Here is a 23,373-nt window from a genome sequence, read left to right on the forward strand (position 1 = left end):
TATCTTCACTTAAAGTTAGTCCGTACCATTTTGCAAAATCTTTCACATCTGCTATAGCTCTTCCGTTTAATAATAAAACAGGATTTGCCATATATTTAACTTCACCTTTATATGTTACGTTTACAACATTTGGAACAAGTCTTACGGTCGGGTCTTTTATCACATTTGGTTCAGCCCCGTCCTGTCTTTCCTTTATCGGTTTAAATTCAGGAACATTTTCGGTAAGTTTTATATAGTCGATATAAAATTCACCGCTTGTTGAACTTCCGTAAGCCTGAAGAACAATCTGGTCAACTCCGTCGCCTGTAAATTCGTTATACCAGGTTTGTGAGTATGCCATAACTCTGTTATTTTCTTTATCATGCCATACATTTGTTGCTCTTTTTATATCAAGAGTTGCAGAACCTAATTTTTCATTTTCCAGTATAACGCCTGTTTCTTTATTTACAGGGTCAATTCTTACTTTTACAGTAAACCACTGATTAGCATAATCTGCACCTTTATTGAAAACATTGTTTCCGCCTGAGTTTACAAAACAAAGTGTGTCGGCTGCTCCTGAGAATTTAATAAGCCTGAATGCATTTGCCCCGCCGCCCTTAAAGTCCATAATGAAACCGAAACCTGCTGTAGTGGTTGGGCAGAATTTCATTCTTAACTCCATTGTAACAGGTTTACCTGTTTTAGGAACCGAAAGGGTAATTGATGGTGCACCTGTTGTATCATGATAATACAAGCAGTTTTTTCCTTTCTGATCAGGAGTATCGTAAGCTACAATTGTTATAGGGTCATTTGCTGTATCTTTTACTGTCACACTTGTTGGTTTTGAGCCTTCGGCATATGAAGTAAAATCTTCAAAGAATATATCGTCTTTTGTTTTAACTATACCTTTTTTGGCGCCTTCTTCAGGTCTTGGTTCTCTTATAGCATATGCAAAGCCTGTAACCGAGAGGGCAAGTAATAAAGATACTATTAAAAGCAAACTAATTATTTTTTTCATTTTTCTTTCCCTCCTTATTTAATAACAAAGATTGCTCTTGGAAGGTGATATACATAGTTATAAGTATGAACTACAACTTTTGTTAAGTCTGCACCTGCTTCAGTATATGTTACAATATCATTTATACCGCCTGCATAGACCATATTATCGCCTTTTTTAGATGAATCATAAACTGTTATAGGAAGTCTGTCATTAAAGTTTAAAGAACGGTAACCCGCTACAGTTCCCCCTGACACACCGTTGTAAACATTTTCTATATCGGAAATCTTGTATTTTACAAGTGTTCCGTTGTCATCTACAGGAATTCCGTCATAGGAAACTACATACTGCATACCTTCATTATTTGCTTTATACGGATAAACCAAAGTTGCAAACTGGCTTCTGTTGGTTGTATTATCATTTTTATATGCAATGTTATTATATACTTTATCGGTTGATACTAAATATCTTATCTGGAAGGATTCGATTGAATTATCGTAACTGCTTATTGCAAGATACAAAATATCCCCCGGTTTTAAATCTTTTGCTTTAACTGATATTTCACCGGTACTTGTAAGGTCAGGGTCGCAAAGGAAAGTTTCTGCAATATTATTTGTAAGTGCATATAATTTAACTTTTGGCTGACCTTCTTCGTCAACTGTGCTGGTTACTTTTTTAACCATTGTCATAAATCCTGAACTTGCAGTCTGATATGCACCGATACCTACTGACGGATGAATAAATAAGTCAGGCAATGTGCTTTCTTTATCTATATAATAAGCAAACATTGTGTGACGGTTTGCATCAACATTATATTTTAAACCATTTGAAAATACATTTCCTGAAACGGTTACACCGTAACTGTCATCATTTGCAGAAATAGGATATAAGAATACAGGTGTCACAGCATCAAATGCTATTCTTGAGCCTATCATACGAATCTGACCTGTTACAACGCAGGTTGCGTTATCTTCTGATTTCTGGATAAATAAAACATCGTCAGGCTGCATTGTATTTTTTGTAGCCTGTGCACCCAGACTGTTTAAAACTGTATCAATCATATTGATTTTGCCGTCAGAGTTTAAGCGGTATCTTACCATTGTGTTATATCTTTTGCTTCCCTGCGGTCTTGATTCGGTTTTCTTTGATGCACTTTCTAAAATTGCTTTAACAGCTGTTATATCACTTTCGTAATCAAGTTTATAATACGGACTTCTGCCATCAACCTTAAGATTTTTTGCAGGATAAAATTCCTTCATTGTGCCATCTTCAGTTAATATAACAAATCGAGCATAAGATATATCGCCTTTAGGGTCAATTATTGTTTTTACCATACCCCATTTTTCGCTTGAAGATTGTGCTTTTTCGATTAAGGTTATTTTACCGAATTTGTTTACAAGGGCTCTGACCTGTCTTCCCATAAGGGTAGAATCAAAATATTTAGCACCATAAACTGTTAAGTCATATAAGCTACCGTCAATTTCAACAGTTTTTGTAACACCATCATCATTAAGAGTCATAAGTGTACCTGTTACTGTGTTTTCAGAAACATAGGCTCTTATATATCCCTGATATGCATCAGGTTTTGATTTATAGATAGCAACAGTTGCTCCTTCTTTTATTTTACCAAAAGTGATTTCTTCGCCCTGTTCATTATAGATAATGGTATATGGGTCATTTACTGTGTTATCAAGAACTTCTTTTTTAGAAGGATTCTTTTTATCATAAATAGTACTGGTGTCACTTGCTTTTTTACCTACTACGATTTCTTCGTAAGCATCTATATATACTACATCGGCAATACCATCTGCATCATTATCTAATAGCCTTACTTTACCGTCTAACTTGTTGCCGCCTAAATCGTTAAGTATTGCCATATTAAAAGCAGATTTTGTAGAAACGCCGTTATAGATTATAGCTGCGCCTCTTTCATATTTTAACTCTACTGCTTTTCCTTTTTCATTTGTATATCTTACTTTATAGTCAGAAATTGATGTAATATCTATTATATCTACTTCTTCAATTGAATTTCTTCCCCACTGCTCACAGATGAATTTAAGAACATTTTTTGTTTCTCCTTCTACATAGTAAGCATTAACATTATATCCTAACAAATCATTTGGCATAAGTTTACCGATATCGATATTAACTCCGCCTACTGAAATTGAATAAGGATTTAAATCATTAGGGCCAACAAGAGCTGATAAGTCAATTTCGTCAACAACGCCTGTAACTTTTCTTGCTTTAAAGCTTTGATACATTAAAGGTTCGCCTTCAACAAGGCTAACGCTTGTTCCGTCTTTTGAATAGTACTCTTGTCCTAAAATATTGGTATTTAATGCATTGAATATTAAGTTTATTGCTATTTCATCAGTAACAACTGTTTCAGTTGCAATGTTTATATTCTTTAAAAGTCCGATATTTGATGCGGTAAAGAAATATCCTCCGGGATATCCGTTATTTGCTTCTGCCACATCGGTATATCCTAACAGTCTTATCATATATACTATTGCTTCCATAAAGGTAACAGTATCTTCAGGTTTAAAAGAACCGTCCGAATATCCAAGTGACAAACCTTTTTCTTTTGCCATTTTTATATATGGAAAATAGATGTGGTCACTCGGTACATCAGAAAATGAATATCCATCCGTAACACTTCCAACAAAATCGCCAAGTCCCGCCGCTTTTATTATCATTGCTGTAAATTCGGCTCTTGTTAATTCTCTTTTTGAAACAGTAAATTCTTCGTCAATAATTTTAAACGCTCTTAAAACGCCTTCCATTTCAGCAAAACTATCAGGAGTTTCATAACCTGCACCATAGGTTAAGGCAAATGGGAAACTACTTAAAATTAAAGTAAATACAATTACTAAAGATAATATTTTTTTCATATTCTCATTCCCTCCTATTCCTTAATAAGTTCATATACAATTTTTGCACATTCGGCTCTTGTTACAGAACGTTTTGGTTCAAAATTGCCATTTCCTGTTCCGTATAGGACACCTAAGTTTTTAAGTGTATATACTGCGTCTTTTGCGTAAGAAGAAATTTCACTGTCATCATTAAAGATTTCTTCCGATGCTTCATTTTTATTTAATACTCTTGCTATCATTACTGCTATATCCTGTCTTGAAAGTTCAACACTAACACCAAATACTCCATCGCCAATGCCATTTATAATACCGTTCTGGGCTGCGATTTTTACATATTCATAGTACCATTCGGTATCAGATACATCAGTAAATAATTTATCTTCATCTTTAGCCTGTAAGTTAAATGCTAAAACTAAGATTTTTGCAAATTCTTCTCTTTTTATAGAACGGTTTGGCTCAAAGTTGCCGTTATCCATTCCTTTTAATATGCCTTTTTCATTTAAATATTTTGTTGGTTGATAAGCCCAGTGGTCAGTTTCAACATCACCAAAATATTTACCTTGTTCTGTTTTTAAATCGTCTATATGTAATGCTCCCTGACCTGTTACGCCTGTCCCTTGTGCAGGGGTTATAACAGGGCTTGATGGTCTTGCAGTTCCGCCGCCAACTCCGCCAACTGGTGGAGGAGGAAGTATCACTGCATTTAAGTAGGCAATTGATAAATTATTAAGTTCAGTACTTAAAATACCTATACTTGCAAATGGACCTTTATTTACAAGCTCTGAAACAAGGTTAGCTTTATCCAAAACATTATTGTAATTTGACATATCAAGTGTTAAATATGCACCGTATGTATCAATTATATCTTGTGTTCCCGAAGGATTTTCAGGATAGTTTATAGATGTAAATAATATCGCTCTTCTTATACGGTCATCTAAATCGGATACATTTGTAATCTTTGCATTTGATATTGCACCGTTTACAACTGCATCTGAAACTACCTGATGTGATGCAGGGTTAATTTTTGATAATAAAGTTGTAAGGAATGCAGAATCAGAGAATGCAAATGTCAAAATAAGGTCTGAAACCGAAATTGAAGTACCATTATTTAATTTTGCTATAATAACTGATTTATTATATGCTTCAACAAATTTAGTAACATCATCATCATTTGATACTGTTGGTTTTACACTGTACGCTTCTTTTATAAGACCATATAAAGTTTCTATAACATCTTCTTCTTTTAAAGTATCAAAGCAAGATGTATCTATACCAAGAATTAAATCTGTTATATTGTTATCATCCTTCATACCAAGCTGAAGTTTAATATTTGCAACTGCAGTTTCTTTATCCTGGTCTTTATAGATTTCTTCATATACTTTTTCAATTTCTATTTTCTTTTGTGAAAAAGATGCATGTAAGAATGATTCACTTAGAGTTTGTGCATCAAGGTATGCAACATAATTTCCAGCAACATCAGGGAATGTTACACTCTTTTCCCAGATACCATCGCTATTCGCTTTTGCCATATCAATTACTGCTGCATTAACATTTAGTTCTGCTATGCTAAATTGAGAAAGTGTTTTATTTGGATGTGCCACAAAGAATGTTACATATTGGTTTGGTGTGCCTTTACCGTAAACTATAACATTGCCCGGCTTTGAATCGTCTGCCGTAAGTACAATCGATTTATCAGTATCTGAAATTACAGGTGTGTGAGCATATTCTCCCCCAAATACCACTTTTTCATATACTGCTTTTTTGTTATTTGTATCAGTTGTATCATAGATATATGCTTCTACAGTTACACCATTTATATCGTTTGGTAATGTAACAGTTGCACAAAGCTCATCATTATATGAGCCTGTTGCATATTCTTTAGTTACAGAATTTACTGAACTTCCTACTAAAACTCCGTCTTTTTTAGTAAGAGTTACAAATGTTAATTTTTTCTTATTTACATTTAAATTGTTAAAATCTAGTTTTAACTCAACTGTTGTGTTATTTTTTGTAAGAGTTGCATTTTTAACTTCGACCTCAGCAGTTTCGGAAACACCCATTTCTTCATAAGTTTTATGGTTAAATTTATATACCTTAGTCGTTACGCCGTCCTGTGCAGTTACTTTAATTTTTGTTACATTATCTTCAGTTGTTACAACTGCATTTGCATGGCTGTTATTTAAGATATATTTAAATGAAGGTGTTTGCCCTTCTTTAACCCCAATATTATATTCATATTTGGTTTCAGAAAAGTTATCAAGCACTAATGCATCTTTAATTTCTACTGATTTTAATGTTGCAACAGAACTTTTTACTACAGGATAGTAATCTATTACAGCACCTGATGTTGATAAATTTGTCTGAATAACAGCAATCAAATCATCCACATTATCATCAGGAACATCAAGTGTAAAGGTAAGTACTTTTTTCCCCTGTGCAAGTTTTGTTCTTACAAAATCGGAAACATCAAATACCAATGTCCCGTTAGTTGCAAGAGCTGATGCACTAACAGTATCAATAACTTCGGCTCCTACAGGATTAGAAATACCGTTTAAAGTATTATTAAAAGTTGCTGTTGTTCCTGTCCATGTATCATTTAAAGTAGTAAGTTCTCTTAACTGCACTTTTCCTGCATAGTTACGTTTGTTATAGAATTTAACAGTTAATGTAAATTTACCGTTTGTATCACCTGTTACAGAAGATAAATCAAATCGGATTAAAGGTAAAGATGTCCATGAACTTGTGCTTATACCTGTACTGTTTTTGTTAAGCGGAAACCACGAAGTAGTTGTCCACGCAGAATCACCGCTTGACGGATTAACCTTAGTGATTGCTGAAACCGGCTGTGAAAATCCTTTATCAACACTTACTTCATAAGGTTCACGGAAAGTGAATTTATATGTATTTTCAGTGTGCCCGTCCGTTACTTTTACTAAAGTGTAGTCACCTAAATAGTCTGCTGACTTTAACACTTGATAACTTGCTGTGTTATCATTAAGTGTGTAATTAAGTTGTGGTAACAAGGCTTCTTTATCATCTACTATAATATCATAGGTATATGTGCCCGATGTTAAAGATGGGATTAAAGTTGCTCCCGTTACCGTTACACTTTTTAGTTCTGCATCTGTTACATCTGCTGATACACTCATTGGTATCATAGATAACATAAATGCAAAAACTAAAATAAGTGATAGGTATTTTTTCATTTTTTTAGCTCCTTTCAATTAATTAGGAATTAGGATTTAGGAATGAGGAATGAATGTACGCAAAACATACCATTCGGTGTTTTGCGGTTTTTAAGGTTCATTTTTTATTAAATTCAAAAACGCACTACGCGTTTTTACCTTTATTCCTGATTCCTCTTTCCTCATTCCTAATTAAAAACAATCCGGATTGTTTTACATAGCGTCATATCTTTTTTGTGCTGCGTTTTGTGCTTTTAATACTTCGTCAGCACCTGCTGCTTTCATATCAGCTAAGAATTTATCCCATGAAGGCTCGCTGCCTTTTTTAGATAAAATATATTTTGCGGCAAATTCTTCGCCGATTTTTCTTAAGTTTAGGTCATATTTTTCTACGATTTTTGCTTCTTCTTCTGTATATGTAAGAAGTGGTTGTTGAGGTAAGAAACCATCAGTTTTTGCGTTCATTATGTCCTGAGCTTCCTGTTCTTTTTCGGTATAATTAAAGTAAACGCATCTTTTATCGTATCTTCTTGCAAGAACTGATACAAATAATCCGTATTTTGCTTCCAAGTCTGTAATACCGATTGCTTTACCTTCTTCAAAGCCTAAATATTCTGCTTTTGTTTTATCTTCGTTCCAGTTAAATGTTACGCCCTCGATACCGCATGTTGTAAGTTCGGCACCGCCTTCAGATAGAAGATAGTCTAATATTTTAAATGATAATTTTTTATTTTCATTATTGGTTACCATTATTGCTCCGCCTACAGGAGAGATTGTTATAACTTTCTGAGTCGGGCCTACAGGATTACCATATCTTAAGTCATATTCAGGGACAGTCTGAGCAGTTTGTTCTTTTAGTTGATCAAGTCTTCCTATCCAGTCATAAGTTACGAATGCTTTGTCTGCCTGTGTCATTTTTGCAGTCCATGACGGTTGAGTTGATGTTATAAATTCTTCATCAAGTAATTTTTCATCGTATAATTTTTTCATATAGTCAAGGAATTCTTTAAATTCAGGTCTCATTGAAGAATAATTCCAAATGCCTGTTTTTTCATCGTAGCTCATACCAGGCCACTGCTGAACACCCCAACTTGCTCCAAGTTGATTTAAAATGGTTATGCCTGATTTTGTTACAAGCGGTGCTGAAGATGGATATAATTCTTTTAACTGTTTTAAAACCTGATAAAATTCTTCAGGGTTGTTCCACATTTTTATTCCGTGCTTATCAAATATATCTTTTCTGTATAACATACCATGGTTTACATCACGGTTAACTCCGTAAGATGGAATCTGATATAATTTACCGTCAGACGCTCTCCATGCTTTGTTTACTGTTTCAGTACCCATTTCTTTGGCATTATCAATGAATATGTATTTGAAGTTTGGCATTTCATCTAAGTGGTCATCAACTGCAGCGAATGCTCCCTGAACACCATAATCATTGATTTCCTGCATTGTAAATCCGCCTTTAAATATATCAGGCATTTCATCAATACCGCCTGCCATTAAGATTTTTGATTTTTCTTTAAGGCTTGCTGTCGGGATAGCAACGATTTCTATACTAGCCCCTGTTCTTCTTGAAAGTTCTTTTACGATTACAGAATCGGTAAGCCCAACATTAGAGGAATCTACCATTATTGAAATTTTTGTACCTTTCTTATCAAAAGGAAGTTTTAAGCCACCTGCTTTTTCTTCAAAGAGTTTAATTTCTTCTTTGGTCATCTTTGCAACATCGGCTCCGCCATCGTTTTTAGCACAACCTGCCATCAAAGATGTAGCCATAACTAAACTTAATGCTAATGCTAATAATTTTTTCATTTTTCTCATTTCCTTTCTTTTCTCTTTTTTATGATATATCTACTGTTATTTTACCGCAAGGTGTAAATTTTCCCTTTAAGGCATCTATTATATATTTATCGCAATCTGCCCCGTAAGGTGTTGTTATAATTCTTTTTGCTCCCTTAAACTTTGAAAGTTCATAAGGATTGCCTACATGTATTATGGCAGCAGTTTTATTAAGGTTTGCCTGAATTAAACTTTCTGCTCTTTTTGTTATATTATCGCTTCCTAAATAACTTGAAGTTTTGCAGAATATGTAAAAAATCACCTCGTCAGATTTTGAAATTTTATCACATACACTTTCAATTTCTATCTGGTTTGGAAACTCATTTATTAAAACAACCTCGGAACCAGGGAACGCTTTTAAAAACTCTTCTTTCTTTTTTAACACGTTTTCTTTTGAGTAAAGATAAGATGCTTCAAGTTCACGGCTCATTCCCATATCTTCATATGAGTTTTCGTGGAATAAAACAAATAATTTTTTTGTATCAAAGTCAAGCTGAGGTGTTATCCCATCTTCATTTTTAATAAAGGAAATACTTTTCATTTTAGCCTGTTCCACTATATTTTCAAGTTCCTCAGGAACTTCTTTAGATGTTGCACTCTTAAGAGTTCTTTTTTGTGCTTTTATTACATGCCTTACCGCATCGTCAAGTCTTTCATCTGTTATGATACCTTTTTTATAAGCTTCTAAAAGATACTCAAAACTTTCTTTAAAACTTAACCTGTAATTAGGCAGAACCATATCATTACCTGCTTTTATGGCAAGTCCCAAACATTCTTTTTCGCCATAGTTCTGAACAATTGCCATCATTGCAAGTGAGTCGGTCATGATAACTTCGTCAAACCCTTCATCTCTTATTAAGTCGATTACTTTTTTAGATAAAGATGCCACATACTCGTTATCTACCTTCTCAAACAGGCAATGCCCTGTCATAATACCCGATAAGTCAACTTTTTTCATTGCATTTGTGTACGGTACGATATCTTTTTTTATAAGTTCCTCTTTAGTAAGGTGCGAAACCCCTATTTGCATATGCATATCGCACTTAATATCACTTCCGCCGGGGAAATGCTTTGCGGTTACAATCATACCCTCGTCCTGAAAACCGCGTATCATTTCGGTTGAAAAATCAGAAAGATAGGAAATATCATCTCCGAAACAGCGGGATATTTTACAAACTGAATCTTTGACAGGTAAATCTACCACAGGTCCCCATGCGACATTGACTCCTTCTTTTTTTGCTTCAATTGCTGTAACTCTTCCTAAGTTATATGCAAATTCAAGTTCTCCTGACGACGCAATTCCCATAGGAACGGGAAATCTGAATTTACCGCCCGGATATCCGTTTTCCATATCGGCACATATAAGTATCGGATAGTCGGCATTTTTTTTCACTTCTTCGATAAATTCTTTATATCCTTCTCCGAAACACATCTGAATACCGCCGACGGCCCTCTTTTTTACCATTTCAAGTATATAATTTTTGTCTTCTTCATCAACATAAGCTCTTGCAACTATAAGATGTCCAATCTTTTGTTCAAGAGTCATATTTTCAAGTTTTAATTCCTGCATAAATACACTCTCCCAATTTTGCTTATTTTAATTGTAGCATATACAAATTCAAGGCATCATAAAAAATATAAATACATGTAAAATTTTCGAACATTCATTTATGTTTTTTTAGTTGACAAATTGCTTAATATATATTAAGGTATAAAAAAAGAGGTGAATTTTATGAACAAAAAGAACTTCGACATAATAGCAGGAAAAGAGATAAATGTTATAAAGCCTTCATATACAGGCTGGCAGAACTGGATAAATGAAAGAGAACCCCATAATTATGGGCATTTAGACTTTATCACTTCAGGACAAATTAAAATTACAATAGATGATAAGACATACACTGTAGGAAAAAATCAGATACTTGCTATTCCTAAGAACAAGTATTACTATTCTAAAGTGTGGGGAGATTATTCGTATTTTTCTTTTATTTTTGATTATGAAACAGGCAGTAAAGATACTGATTTCCCGTTCCCCGTTTGTTTTGAAACGGAAAATATTCAGTATTTTTTAGACAAATACAAAAGTGCGTACAATCTTAACATTATAAAACCATACGGCTACAAGATTAAAACAAGAGAGATTTTTTATGATGTTTTAAATAAAATATGTGAAGAAAATTATAATAAAACGTTTTTTAACAGCGGCTGTTATTCAATCAGAAAAAGCATTGAATTTATAGATAAAAATTATACTAATCCTGACCTTACATTGCAACAGGTTGCTGATATATCAAGTATTACAGACACTCATTTTCGAAGAATTTTCAAAAGTTTTTACGGAATGACTCCTGTAACATACATCAATAAATTACGTTTAAGCAAAGCCAAAACTTTACTTGCCAACACTAATTTATCAATTGAGCAAATTTCATTAAAATGCGGATTTAACGAATACTCATATTTTACAAGACTTTTCAAAAAACAATTCGGGCAGACTCCAACAAATTATCGTGAAGAAAACAAAAAAATATAAAAAATTAACATCCAATAGACGCAAAAAGACCACACCCATAAGCAGATGCGTTAGTATCCGAACTCGTTTCTTGTCGGATTTTTTCGCCACTGCATCGTTAAAATACTCGCAAATATGTTAATATTCGCTGTGTTTTTGCCTTGCATTGCCTGAAAAAATCCAGACAATAAATTCAAGGAACCATAAACCTTTAAAATTCGAGATTTTTTTAGGCGGAAGATTTCGATAATACGAGGTATATCAAAATCGACAACGACAAAAAAGCCGGATTTTAAAGGTTTTGGCGGGTTCGGATATTAACGCATCTGCTTAAGCGTCCATTATGGCGATATAAATAGTCAAAACCCCATCTAACCTTTTGGTTAAATGGGGTTTTTGATTTTAAATATATATTTCTTTATCTTCTTTTAAAGATTTTTCAATCGCATTTAAAAGATATACTGATTTGGTAAGTTCGTCAAGAGTTAAAGGCATTTTTTTCGTTTTAATCATTTCAACAAATTTCCTTAAACCAAGTTCATAAGTAAGTACTGTTCCATGAATATCTTTGGTTACAATATCCTTATCCCCATAAACTGTTATATGACGTTTAGGGCATTTTTCGTTAAAGGAAGCATTTACAAGTTTATCTTCATATTTAAATATAACCGATGTATTACCCGGTGCAACTGATTTTGCAGTTACGCTTTTAACATCATATCCGAAAACTGCAAGCATTATTTCAACTAAATGCGGACCATAGAAGAATATTCCGTCATAAACATTTTCGGTATTTGCAGGAAAGTTTAACGTTCCACCTGTTATATTGCCAAGTGCCCCTGTGTTTATAATATCCTTTAAGCCTTCAATTGCATAATGATATTTTACTGTTGAGCCACCTGTTATAAGGATATTATTTTTTTCACACAATTCTTTTAAAATTTTAATATTTTCAACTGATTTACAGACTGGTTTATCCATAAAAACAGGGATTTTAGCATCGGCAAATTTTAAGAATGCATCTACATGCATATCTCCGTATCTGTGCAAAATCATAACAGCATCTACTTTGCCAATCATATCCTCAGGATTTTCATAAATCTCAGTAATCCCGCCTTTTTTGGCAGTTTCCTCCAAGTGTTCTTTTGTATCATCGTTACCGCAAAGAGCAGTAATTCTTACTTCATCGCCAAATGCTTTATCAAGATTACATATTCTTATAAAATTTGATGTATGCGTACTTTGAGTACCGATAGCACCTATTCTTATCATTTTTATTCACCCTTTATATATTGTGTTTTCCTTTGTCTTAAATAGTCTGCAATTTCAACCGACTGAACGCCTGATTCCAAATCGCATGTTGGCTTAGCACCGCTTCTTATAAGTTCAAAGAACAGACGGTTTTCATCATAAAATCCGCTTAGTTCAAACATTTCTTCACTGTCTGAAAGATCAGTTCCTGAAATATCGCAAATAATTTCTTTATCTTTTATAACTCTTAATCTACCCGGAGCATCAGGACCTCCCCAGAACGGAAGTTCAACAAAATATGATTCATTAAGGGTATTAACAGTAATTCTTTCTATAATTGCACCACCCATTGGTACTAAAGAAATCTGACCGAATGCACCGTTTTCAAACTCACAGTCAAGATAGAAATTAGAAACAGTGTCCCCTATATCTTTAAGTTCCTGATATCTTATATTTATATTTTTATAGTCTGCTCCGATAATGTCCTTTGTTACATCAATTGCATGAATTGCTGTTGTAGCAAAATCAGCATCTTTTCTTTTATTTCTGTACATCTGATATGTAATGTTATATATTTTTTTGCCACAAAGTAATTCTTTTAATTTAAGAATTAAAGGTGTATATCTTCTGTTAAAAGCAGTTCTTATAAATAAATCTTTATGTTCTTCTGCTTCTTTTATTATTTCATAAACCTCATCTTTATTAAGTCCGGGAGGTTTTTCCAAAATTATATTATATCCTTTTTTTATAATACTTACCGCCAAATCTTTTGTGAACTTAACAGGACACATAAGGGACACAACGTCAGGCTTTTCGTTATCAAGCATTTCATTATAATCTGTATAACATTTTAAAAATCCGAATGTTTCCTTAAATTGCTCTGCTTTTTCTTTATCTAAATCACAGCAGGCAGTAAGTTCGACATCCTTATAATCTTCATAATATTTTTTAAATGCAGGGCCGTGACCGTTTGTTGCCATGCCTCCGCATCCTACAACGCAAATTTTAAACATTTAAACCCTTCCTTTTCGTTAAAATATCTTTCTTATACATTATACCACATTGAAAAAATAAGTCAATCAAAAAAGCTATTTATTAAGGTAATACAATAAGGTGGATTTTTATATTTTTGTAGTTTTAAAAAATGCACCAAAAAGGTTAGAGTCCTTTTTAGTGCATTTTTCTTCTAAAGATAACTTCTTATATCTATTGCCAGTTCTTCCTCAAGATTTATTAAACGTTTGCAGATATCTTTTGAAACCTCATCTGCCGCTTCATACTTATTAAGATATTTATTAAGGGATTTTACTCCCATATTACATCCGTCAGTCATAAGGTCGGCTATTGTCTCATCTGACTCATTCATTGCAAGTTTAACATTTGTTTTTACCCATGACATACTTTTAGCCATAACGGCAGGCTCTTTTCCGTCGTCATTATACTTATCTAAAAGTTCCCTGATTTCATCTTCGAGTTTAATATGCTCGTTTTTGCATTTTTGCAGTTTTTCTTTTAAATTTCCGTTCTCAACATACTCTGTTACATCGTCTATTGAAGAAATACCCATTTTAACGCCTGCATCACACTCTCTTAGAAGTTTTACTGTATCCTGTTCAACCATTATAATTACATTCCTTTCTGATATTATAATATAATTATTCCCGATTTATCAAATGTAATGCTAAATTTTTATATTAAGTTTTACATATCAAAAAGAACTCCAACCATCAGTACAGGCTCTTTTTATATTGCGAAGGAGTTTTTAAAAAATGTTTTTTAAAAGAACGGCAAAATGTATTTACCGAATTATATCCAGAATCAAAAGCAATTTCGGTTAAAGTTTTATCGGTACTTCTTATTAAAAAAGCTGCATATTCACTCCTCACCCCTCCCAGATAAGTCTTAAACGGAATTTTAAGACGGTCACTGAACAAATGTGCTATATAAGATGGGTGGTAACCAAACACTTTGGCTATATAATTTATGGATAATGGTTCTTTGAAATTTAAATCAATAAAGGATATTATTTTAGAGGGCAATTCCAGATTATCCTTAGATGATATAAGTTCCAGATTACATAGCAAATGAGAAAGTATAATATAAGTCCATCCTAAAAGTTCAATGTCATCTTTTGCGGTTAATACTTTTTTAAATGCATACTTGGTATTTTTGGAAATCTTATCTGATGGAATAAATGGAGTTACAGGATATTTTCCTATTATGTCAGCCGTATTTTCGGTAAGTAAATCAGTACTGCATATTATTGCAAGAGTTTCGCCATCATTACAGGACAAACTGTCATTTTCTATATACTCATGAATAGTATTCGGAAAAATTACAACCGCTTCCCCCTTTTTTAAAGTATAAATCTTTTCGCCCACTTTAACATTTTGAATTCCCGAAAAACAATAAACTACTTCCAGATGATTGTGAAAATGAGAAGGATAACTATAAGATTTATTTTTATAAGATGTAAATATTTTTTGATTTTTATTTTCAAAATAAGGACGCATGACTATTACCTCATAAAATCTATTTTATATAAGTATAACATAAAAAAGTGACTAATTACAATAAAAAAGCATATTTTGGTGAAAAATACATTGGATTATGGCTTGAATAAAATATTAAAAATGCTACAATTAGAAAAAAGGAGTGATAATGCTATGGAAAAATGGTCAAGAATAAATTATATGCCGTGTATCCCACTAGGCGATAACAATTCAAAAATTACAGGTTCAAAAAAACACATAGAGTTATCTAAAGAGGCGGCAAACGAGGGAACAGTACTTTTAAAAAACAATAATGGATTATTGCCTTTAAAAAAAGGCACAAAAATTGCAATATTCGGAAAAGCGCAGATTGATTATATTAAAGGCGGCGGTGGTTCGGGAGATGTTCACTGCGAATATGTAAGAAATATTTATGAGGGTTTAAAGTTAAAAAGTGATAAGATAACAGTTTTTGACAAATTATCTTTATACTATGAATCGGTTTGTAAAGACGCTTACTTACAAGGTAAAAAACCCGGACTTTTTGACGAAGTTAAAATCCCTGAAAATCTTCTGAAAGAAGCAAAAGAATTTACGAATACTGCAATAATAACAATTAACCGTTATTCTGCTGAGGGTACTGACAGAAAAAATGATGGAAAAGATACATATTTTAATCTTTCAGAAAACGAAAAAAATATGGTTAATACAGTTTGCGATAACTTTAAGAATGTAATTATACTTCTTAACACAGGCGCAATGATTGATACTTCATGGTTTGCTTATAATGATAAAATATCTTCTGCACTTATGATATGGCAGGGGGGAATGGAAGGCGGACTGTCTGTTGCTGAGATTTTAACAGGTGAGGTTACACCTTCAGGAAAATTAGTTGATACCTGTGCCAAAAATTTTGATGACTATCCATCATCAAAAGGTTTTCATGAATCGGAAGACTATGTTCAATATACTGAAGATATTTTTGTCGGATACCGTTATTTTGAAACAGTTCCAAATAAAAAAGAATGTGTAGTCTATCCTTTCGGTTATGGACTTTCTTACACAAATTTTGAAATTTCAAATTTGTCTGCAGTTTGCTTAGGAGAAAAAATAATTGTAAATGCCACCGTAACAAACACAGGAAACTACTGTGGTAAAGAAGTTATTCAGGCTTATTTTTGTGCACCTGAAGGAAAAATAACAAAATCAGCAATTGAACTTTGTGCATTTAAAAAGACAAAACTTTTAGCACCTGAAGAAAGTGAAAGTATTACTTTATCTTTTGATATTAATTCTATGGCATCATACGATGATATTGGCGATGTTTGCAAATCTTCGTATATACTTGAAAAAGGCGAATATAAAATTTATATTGGTAATTCCATAAGAAATATTACAGAGCTTGAATTCAAATATACACTTAGCGAAACAAAAATTGTAGAAACACTTACCGAATACTGTGCTCCGAAAAAATTAACAAAAAGGCTTATGGCTACGGGAGAATATCGTACTGTAACAGAAACTGATATTAAGCCTAAAGAATTTAAAGAAGAGTATAACTGCGAATTAAAAATTCCAAAAGAAGATGAAATAAAAACTCTTTATGATGTTACAGACGGCATTATAACTTTAGATGAATTTTTAGAACAACTTACCGACGAAGAAATGATGGGACTTCTTTTAGGAAAGAAAAATACAGGTGTAGCAAATACAGATGGTATGGGGGGACTTTCAAAATATAAAATCCCAACTCCTATGACTGCAGACGGTCCTGCAGGGGTTCGTATAAATAAAGAAACAGGAATAAGAACGACAGCATTCCCTGTTGCTACCATGCTTGCTTGTACCTGGAATGAGGAATTAGTCGAAAAAATTGGTGTTGCAGGTGCTTTGGAAGTAAAAGAAAACAATTTATCTATATGGTTAACACCTGCGCTTAATATTCACAGAAGCCCACTTTGCGGAAGAAACTTTGAATATTATTCCGAAGACCCTTATCTTTCAGGAAAAATGGCATCTGCAATGGTAAAAGGTATTCAATCTGAAAATATTGTTGCAACACCAAAACATTTTGCCTGTAACAACAAGGAAACTAACAGAACTGAATCCGATTCAATTATTTCAGAACGCGCTTTGAGAGAAATCTATATAAAAGGTTTTGAAATTTGTGTAAAAGAAGCAAAACCATGGCTTATTATGACTTCATACAACATAATAAACTCAGTCCGTGCATCAGAAAATATAGAACTTATAACAGGAATTTTAAGAAACGAATGGGGATACAAGGGGCTTATTACAAGTGACTGGCACAATCATGCTTCACGAACAAAAGAAGTTATTGCAGGAAATGATATTCATATGCCTTCTACTTTAACTACTGCACCAACTATTCCTGCACCACCCGAAATCGAAGGAGTGACAAGAAATCAACTTGCAGTGTGTGTAAAAAGACTTTTAAAAATGATTTTATGGCTTGAATAAAATTTACTGATATATTAAAAATGTTCCTATTAAGCATATGCGTTAATAGGAACATTTTTATATAAATTTTTTTAAAATTTCTACTCCCTCTGACAGTTTGGAAATCTCGGCAAACATCATCTCTCTTGCAGAGTCGTCAAACGACACAATATCAGGCACTCCTATACATTTCATACCTGCATCATATCCTGCCTTTATACCGTTTTTGGAATCTTCAAAAACGAAACAGCAGGATTCCGATACACCAAGTTCCTGTGCTGCTTTTATAAATATGTCAGGAGCCGGTTTTCCGTTTTCAACATCATCACCGCCAACAATAACATCAAACAAATCAGTAACACTAAGCAATTTAAAATAATTTTTTATCACTTCTTTAGAAGAACCTGAAGCAACAGCAATTTTAACACCATTTTCTTTTAAATAATTTATCAGTTCTATTGCCCCTTCTTTAAATTTAAGTTTTCCGTTTTTTACGATATATTCTTTCATATCCTCTTTGAAAATATCTAAATCCATTTGTTCATACTTTTTAAGAAGATAATCTGACCATCCATCTTCATTCATTCCTGCAACATGGTAAATACATTCTCCAACACCAGTAATTCCCTGTATCTTACCTGCATATTCCCATGCAGGAATATAAATCCTTTGAGTATCAAGCAACGTACCGTCCATATCAAATATTACACTTATTTTTTTATTCATTTTTGATATTTACTCCTTTTTCGCTTTTAAAAATACATATATCTCTTTCTTTTTATAATTAAAAATACAACCGTTGCTATTGCTGCCATAATTTCAGATGCTACAATTGAATACCATATTCCGTTAAGTTCCCAGATAAGAGGTAATATAAGAACTGCAACAATCTGAAAAACCATAGTCCTCAAAAAAGAAATAAGAGCAGAAGTCAAGCCGTCATTAAGGGCCGTAAAAAATGCAGGCAATATGCGATATTGTCAAGGCTTTTTAGAATATTTGGCACTAAAAATATATAGAGAAACGGGTTTGGATAGTTCTCCGACGGCCAACCATTTATTTTATAGAATACCACAAATTATATTAAAGTTCAAGAATTTCTAAGAACATTGTTATACAGATTTGCAAAAAAAGAAGGCGTTTAAAATGTTAGTTTTTTAAACGTCCTCTTTTTCATTGTCCTTTATAACAAGTTTTTATAAAATTCCCGATTTCAGTTTATAAGAATTTTTGAAGATTCCCATTTAAGACAAATTGCCGTCTAAGAACTATCCTACAAACATCTGGGTCCAGTAGTTTCCGTTTGCAACATATCCGACACCGATTTTTTTATATGACGGATTTAATATATTGGCACGGTGCCCTGAAGAATTCATCCATGAATTTACTACTGCCTGTGGTGTTTTCTGACCTTTTGCTATATTCTCGGCAGCAGTCTTATATGATATACCAAATTTTTTCATCATATTAAAAGGACTCCCGTAAACAGGACTTGTATGTGAAAAATAGTTATTATCTTTCATATCCTGTGACTTATATCTTGCTACACGACTAAGTTCCCAGTCTGATATAAGTGGATTTAATCCGTTTTTTACTCTTATTTCATTAACAAGTCTTATAACCTCATTCTCATAATTTACAACTGCTGTATCAGTCTTTGGAATATTTAAAACCTGTCCGGGATAAATAAGGTCAGGATTTATAATCTGCTTATTTGCATTTTTGATCTCGCTAAGTCCTACCTCGTATTTTACTGCAATTTTCCACATACTATCTCCTGGTACAACTGTATGCTGTACCGACTTCTCAGCAAAACCATAAAACACCAAACTCAACTGAAATACAGACACCAGCAAAAATATAATCTTCTTCATTTTACCACCTCCTGCTTTTTTATAAGCCGCAATATGCGACTTATATACTATAACATATATCTACTTATATTTTCAAAGGCAATATATGGTTTAAATATAAAAAGCAGAAAAAGTTTTGACACATTTTCATCTGCATTAATAAAACTTCGGTAAATAACTTCCATGTGCCTCAATAAGTTCATCCACCATTTTCTTTATTGTATCAATATCAAGTTCGCTTGCTGTATGAGGATCCATCATTGCTGCCTGATAGATATGTTCCTTTTTCCTTGTTTTTGCAGCTTCAATAGTAAGAAGCTGAACATTAATATTTGACATATTCATTGCTGCGCACTGAAGTGGAAGTTCGCCCACATAACAAGGTGTAATGCCTGTCCCGTTGACAAGGCAAGGAACTTCTACACATGCATTTTCAGGGAAGTTTGAGATAAGATGCCCCTTATTTAAAACATTACCACCTATCTGATAAGGTGTATTCTCTACTATACTCTGCATAATGTATGAAGCATATTCAAAACTTCTTGTATGCTCTTTTACACCTTTTTCGCACAACTCTTTGTACTCTTTTTTCCATGCATCAATCTGACCTACACAACGGCGTGGATATTCATCAAGAGGAATATTATATTTTTTTATAAGTTCAGGATATTTACTTTTTATATAAAAAGGATTATATTCAGCATTATGTTCGCTTGATTCCGTACAATAGTAACCGAAATTTCTTATGTAATCCATACGAACTTTATCCATATTGTCAGGATTTTTAATATATTCATTCACCTTAGACTTAATTTCAGGATAAAGGTCAACTCCGTTTTTATCCTTTATCTCAATTAACCATGCCATATGATTAATTCCTGCAATCAATTCTTTTCTTCCATCAAGTTTATCTTCCATACCAAGCGCTTTCAAAAGTTCTTTTGAGCATACCTGTACGCTATGGCAAAGACCAATTGTTTTAATTGGTGTATGCAAAAGCATATAACCTGTCAGCATTGCCATAGGATTGGTATAATTCATAAGCAGTGCATTCGGGCACACTTCTTCCATATCCCTTGCAAAGTCATCCATAACAGGTATGGTGCGAAGTGCACGCATAATACCTCCGATACCAAGAGTATCTGCAATTGTCTGGCGAAGACCATATTTTTTTGGCACCTCAAAGTCTATAATGGTACAAGGGTCATATCCCCCAACCTGTATTGCATTTACAACAAAATCTGCATCTTTAAGGGCTGCTTTACGGTTTTCAACACCTATATAACATTCTATTCTGCCATATCCGCCTTTTTCTTTTCGCATTGACTCCAAAATAACTTTACTCTCTTCAACACGGGTTGCATCAATATCATAAAGAGCAAAAACACTGTCCCTGAGTGACTCAACGCACATACAATCCCCTATTACATTTCTTGCAAAAATGGTACTTCCCGCACCTAAAAATGTTATTTTCATCCTTATCGCCTCCTTATTTTATTATATATCTTGACATTCTTATTAAAAATAGTATAATGTTATGTATATTTGTCATTTTGTTGTTTTATAGAGGTGATATAATATTATGGAAAGAAGTGTTATAATAAAAGATGAAAATTTTCTGGATTTAAACCCTGTTCAATTTGGTTACGAAAATTGTAAAAAATCCCATTTCTTCGGCCCAGCTGTACGAACATATTGGCTTATTCATTTTGTTGTGTCAGGTTTTGGAGTTTTTAAAATTAAAGATAAAGAATATAAACTAAAGCCGGGCGAAATGTTTGTTATTCCACCATATATAGAAACTTATTATGAAGCAGATAATACTAATCCCTGGAGTTACATCTGGATTGGTTTTACCACAAAAGGAGATATTACAAATAACCTGTCAGATGTTATTAAATGTCCTGAAGCAGAAAAGATATTTAATTCTATGAAGAACTGCGAAGAATTTACCAACGGCAGAAGTGCTTATCTAACAGCAAGATTATGGGATTTATTTGCATTGTTATCAGAAGACGGAAACAACAAATACGGCTATATTGAAAAAGCATTGGAATTTATACATTCAAACTATATGCGCAATATCACTGTGGGAAAAATCGCACAATACTTAAACCTTGACAGAACATATTTTTCCGTCATCTTCAAAAATAAAACCGGACTTTCCCCAAAACAATATCTTCTAAATTACAGAATGAATATTGCTGCCACTCTTATACTAAAAAAACATATTTCCATATCTGTTATAGCCAATTCAGTCGGATATTCCGACTTATATACCTTCTCCAAAATGTTTAAACGTCATTTTGGTATCTCTCCGTCAAACTATGGAAAATGAGTAAGAACATCACGAAAAACTAATGAACTAAAGCTCAAGTTTTTTAAGAACCTTGTTGTGTTAGTTCACAATAATACAAACAACTGAAAAAAGACTATTCTTTCGAACAGTCTTTTTTTACTCCGAATATACACTCGTAAATAATTCGGGATACTTCGCCAATGGTCTTTTCGCATCCATCTTTTAACCACTCCGCTACAATGGCAGTAATTCCGTTAAGATAAAACATCATAGCATATTTTCTGTCGGCAATCGGATAATTAAACCTTTCTAAAACAGGATCAAAAATATTTTCATAAAGCCTTTGAAATATCTCATTAAAACCAAATGAATCTGCATGTAATAAAACAGTAGAAAAAACAATCCTGTTTTCTTTGATATACGACAAATACGGATGTAAATACTCATCTGAAATGAAATTCAGTTCGCCAAGCGCGCTTTCCATAAGCTTTTTGGCTATGCTCTTTTGTTCATCATCAAAATATGCCATAAAACCGTCAAGCAGAAATCTTGCTGTTTCATTAAGCAAGTCAACCATATTCTCATAATGCAAATAAAAAGTAGAACGATTAACATTTGCCTTTTTACATACTTCACTGATTGTTATATATTCAAAAGATTTTTCTTCAAGAAGGGATATAAGTGCCTTGTCCATCTTTTTGGCAGTACTAAAATATTTACTCTCTGATTTATTCAAAGCAATCCCACCTTTTCATTTTATTTTTCTTCGCTGATTTCGCGAGCAAGTTCAACAATTTCATAAGCATATTTCGCTTTGTCTCTTTCAAGCATTCTTTTATAAATCGGATAGTTAATTCCACAAAAAATAAATCCTATAATGCCTATAACAATTCCTGCAACCATTGGAACAACTCCACTACCAATTACCTGCATAGCAAGACACATACCTGTACCAACAATGAGTGCTGAAATAACACCAAATGTGTAAGTAAAAATTGTTGCCGGAAGTTTTGCTTTCTTATCCAGCTTTTTAAGAGCAACTATTTTTGAGTTATCCTTTGGGGCATAGTCCTTTGCGATTGCTTCTGCTAAAATTTTGTCTGTGTTCATCTTTAAATCCTCCTTTTTCCTTTACACTTTAATTATAAAGAAAAATAAGATTAAAATGAACAACACAATTTAAAGTTTTTGTTGTATTAAAAACTTTTTATAGATATATATTATCACAAAATGCATCAGTCTGCAATTCAAATGAACAGAACAATGTAGAATGTCAACTAAATTATTCCGTTTTGTTGGGAAAAAGGAGAACAATAAAGATGCAGACATAAAAATAAGCTTTGCGAAAGCAAAACTTCCACAATTATTAATTATTCATCAGCCGAAGGCGACTTCATCATTCATTATTCATTAAAAATCCTGTCGCATTTAATGAATGATGAATATTGAATAATGAAAAATGAATAATACAAAACAAAAAATCCTATCTTTCGACAGGATTTTTTGTTTTGGGAAAGCCGAACCATAGAGATATTCGAACCAGGCACCCTATTTTTCGTTTTTCCCAAAAAAGACAAACCTACTGCATAATCATTCCGGAATCAGGTTCTTCAATATCATCCATATC

General features: G+C 33.1%; 17 protein-coding genes. 3 read left to right on the forward strand and 14 right to left on the reverse strand.

The genetic code is table 11. The features are described from left to right. The 5 genes from E7419_06920 to E7419_06940 all read right to left on the reverse strand — a co-directional run. Positions 1–997: hypothetical protein (locus E7419_06920; protein MBE7014918.1), on the reverse strand; the 997-nt coding region annotated here is incomplete at its 3' end. A gap of 14 nt (positions 998–1,011) precedes the next feature. Beyond that, complete coding sequence (locus E7419_06925) at positions 1,012–3,867, reverse strand: S-layer homology domain-containing protein (GenBank protein MBE7014919.1); 2,856 nt, start codon at positions 3,865–3,867, stop codon at positions 1,012–1,014. A 14-nt stretch (positions 3,868–3,881) separates the two neighbouring features. After that, complete coding sequence (locus E7419_06930; protein ID MBE7014920.1) at positions 3,882–7,055, reverse strand: S-layer homology domain-containing protein; 3,174 nt, start codon at positions 7,053–7,055, stop codon at positions 3,882–3,884. A 192-nt stretch (positions 7,056–7,247) separates the two neighbouring features. Then, the gene (locus tag E7419_06935; protein ID MBE7014921.1) at positions 7,248–8,861 is read right to left on the reverse strand and encodes an extracellular solute-binding protein; all 1,614 of its coding nucleotides are present in this window, start codon (positions 8,859–8,861) and stop codon (positions 7,248–7,250) included. Positions 8,862–8,880: 19 nt separating this feature from the next. Then, entirely contained in the window at positions 8,881–10,449 is a 1,569-nt protein-coding gene (locus tag E7419_06940; GenBank protein ID MBE7014922.1) for a hypothetical protein, read from the reverse strand. Between the two features lie 162 nt (positions 10,450–10,611). Between E7419_06940 and E7419_06945 the strand changes: the two genes are divergently transcribed. Beyond that, positions 10,612–11,412: a helix-turn-helix transcriptional regulator gene (locus tag E7419_06945; protein ID MBE7014923.1), complete on the forward strand. Its 801-nt coding sequence runs from the start codon at positions 10,612–10,614 to the stop codon at positions 11,410–11,412. Between the two features lie 381 nt (positions 11,413–11,793). Here the strand turns inward: E7419_06945 and E7419_06950 are convergent, their stop codons facing one another. From E7419_06950 to E7419_06965, 4 genes are all read right to left on the reverse strand, one after another. Beyond that, entirely contained in the window at positions 11,794–12,663 is an 870-nt protein-coding gene (locus tag E7419_06950; protein ID MBE7014924.1) for a Gfo/Idh/MocA family oxidoreductase, read from the reverse strand. Positions 12,664–12,665: 2 nt separating this feature from the next. Next, complete coding sequence (locus E7419_06955) at positions 12,666–13,655, reverse strand: Gfo/Idh/MocA family oxidoreductase (GenBank protein MBE7014925.1); 990 nt, start codon at positions 13,653–13,655, stop codon at positions 12,666–12,668. A 173-nt stretch (positions 13,656–13,828) separates the two neighbouring features. Further along, positions 13,829–14,263, reverse strand: coding sequence for a hypothetical protein (locus tag E7419_06960; GenBank protein MBE7014926.1), 435 nt, complete (start codon positions 14,261–14,263; stop codon positions 13,829–13,831). 106 nt (positions 14,264–14,369) lie between these two features. After that, positions 14,370–15,155, reverse strand: coding sequence for a helix-turn-helix domain-containing protein (locus E7419_06965; protein MBE7014927.1), 786 nt, complete (start codon positions 15,153–15,155; stop codon positions 14,370–14,372). A gap of 153 nt (positions 15,156–15,308) precedes the next feature. Between E7419_06965 and E7419_06970 the strand changes: the two genes are divergently transcribed. After that, on the forward strand, positions 15,309–17,615 hold the full coding sequence (locus E7419_06970) for a beta-glucosidase (GenBank protein MBE7014928.1): 2,307 nt from the start codon (positions 15,309–15,311) through the stop codon (positions 17,613–17,615). Between the two features lie 57 nt (positions 17,616–17,672). On the opposite strand, the gene E7419_06975 is transcribed toward E7419_06970, so the two are convergent. The 3 genes from E7419_06975 to E7419_06985 all read right to left on the reverse strand — a co-directional run bounded on the left by E7419_06975 (position 17,673) and on the right by E7419_06985 (position 20,923). Continuing rightward, positions 17,673–18,320 carry an HAD family phosphatase gene (locus E7419_06975; protein MBE7014929.1) on the reverse strand — a complete coding sequence of 216 codons (648 nt, stop codon included), beginning with the start codon at positions 18,318–18,320 and terminating at the stop codon, positions 17,673–17,675. Between the two features lie 542 nt (positions 18,321–18,862). Further along, positions 18,863–19,468 carry a SafA/ExsA family spore coat assembly protein gene (gene safA / locus E7419_06980; protein MBE7014930.1) on the reverse strand — a complete coding sequence of 202 codons (606 nt, stop codon included), beginning with the start codon at positions 19,466–19,468 and terminating at the stop codon, positions 18,863–18,865. A 135-nt stretch (positions 19,469–19,603) separates the two neighbouring features. Further along, positions 19,604–20,923, reverse strand: a complete 1,320-nt coding sequence (locus E7419_06985; GenBank protein ID MBE7014931.1) for an alpha-glucosidase/alpha-galactosidase — start codon at positions 20,921–20,923, stop codon at positions 19,604–19,606. Between the two features lie 106 nt (positions 20,924–21,029). Between E7419_06985 and E7419_06990 the strand changes: the two genes are divergently transcribed. Next, positions 21,030–21,785 (forward strand): AraC family transcriptional regulator, encoded by a 756-nt coding sequence (locus E7419_06990; protein ID MBE7014932.1) that lies wholly within the window; start codon positions 21,030–21,032, stop codon positions 21,783–21,785. 94 nt (positions 21,786–21,879) lie between these two features. Here E7419_06990 and E7419_06995 read toward each other — a convergent pair whose 3' ends face one another. Both E7419_06995 and E7419_07000 read right to left on the reverse strand, forming a co-directional pair. Further along, positions 21,880–22,482 (reverse strand): TetR/AcrR family transcriptional regulator, encoded by a 603-nt coding sequence (locus E7419_06995; protein MBE7014933.1) that lies wholly within the window; start codon positions 22,480–22,482, stop codon positions 21,880–21,882. A gap of 20 nt (positions 22,483–22,502) precedes the next feature. Then, a complete protein-coding gene (locus tag E7419_07000; protein MBE7014934.1) occupies positions 22,503–22,856 on the reverse strand; it encodes a dihydropteridine reductase in 354 nt (117 codons plus the stop codon). Positions 22,857–23,373 lie beyond the last annotated feature (517 nt).

It is taken from the genome of Oscillospiraceae bacterium (assembly GCA_015068525.1).
Classification (GTDB): Bacteria; Bacillota; Clostridia; order UMGS1840; family HGM11507; genus SIG450.

Excerpts from the sequence above, each read along its gene's own strand:
- E7419_06935 (MBE7014921.1), bottom strand. The coding sequence starts at position 8,861 with ATGAGAAAAATGAAAAAATTATTAGCATTAGCATTAAGTTTAGTTATG.
- E7419_06985 (MBE7014931.1), bottom strand. The coding sequence starts at position 20,923 with ATGAAAATAACATTTTTAGGTGCGGGAAGTACCATTTTTGCAAGAAAT.
- safA (MBE7014930.1), bottom strand. The coding sequence starts at position 19,468 with ATGAAGAAGATTATATTTTTGCTGGTGTCTGTATTTCAGTTGAGTTTG.
- E7419_06950 (MBE7014924.1), bottom strand. The coding sequence starts at position 12,663 with ATGATAAGAATAGGTGCTATCGGTACTCAAAGTACGCATACATCAAAT.
- E7419_06930 (MBE7014920.1), bottom strand. The coding sequence starts at position 7,055 with ATGAAAAAATACCTATCACTTATTTTAGTTTTTGCATTTATGTTATCT.
- E7419_06970 (MBE7014928.1), top strand. The coding sequence starts at position 15,309 with ATGGAAAAATGGTCAAGAATAAATTATATGCCGTGTATCCCACTAGGC.
- E7419_07000 (MBE7014934.1), bottom strand. The coding sequence starts at position 22,856 with ATGAACACAGACAAAATTTTAGCAGAAGCAATCGCAAAGGACTATGCC.
- E7419_06925 (MBE7014919.1), bottom strand. The coding sequence starts at position 3,867 with ATGAAAAAAATATTATCTTTAGTAATTGTATTTACTTTAATTTTAAGT.
- E7419_06990 (MBE7014932.1), top strand. The coding sequence starts at position 21,030 with ATGGAAAGAAGTGTTATAATAAAAGATGAAAATTTTCTGGATTTAAAC.
- E7419_06955 (MBE7014925.1), bottom strand. The coding sequence starts at position 13,655 with ATGTTTAAAATTTGCGTTGTAGGATGCGGAGGCATGGCAACAAACGGT.
- E7419_06965 (MBE7014927.1), bottom strand. The coding sequence starts at position 15,155 with ATGCGTCCTTATTTTGAAAATAAAAATCAAAAAATATTTACATCTTAT.
- E7419_06975 (MBE7014929.1), bottom strand. The coding sequence starts at position 18,320 with ATGAATAAAAAAATAAGTGTAATATTTGATATGGACGGTACGTTGCTT.
- E7419_06940 (MBE7014922.1), bottom strand. The coding sequence starts at position 10,449 with ATGCAGGAATTAAAACTTGAAAATATGACTCTTGAACAAAAGATTGGA.
- E7419_06945 (MBE7014923.1), top strand. The coding sequence starts at position 10,612 with ATGAACAAAAAGAACTTCGACATAATAGCAGGAAAAGAGATAAATGTT.
- E7419_06960 (MBE7014926.1), bottom strand. The coding sequence starts at position 14,263 with ATGGTTGAACAGGATACAGTAAAACTTCTAAGAGAGTGTGATGCAGGC.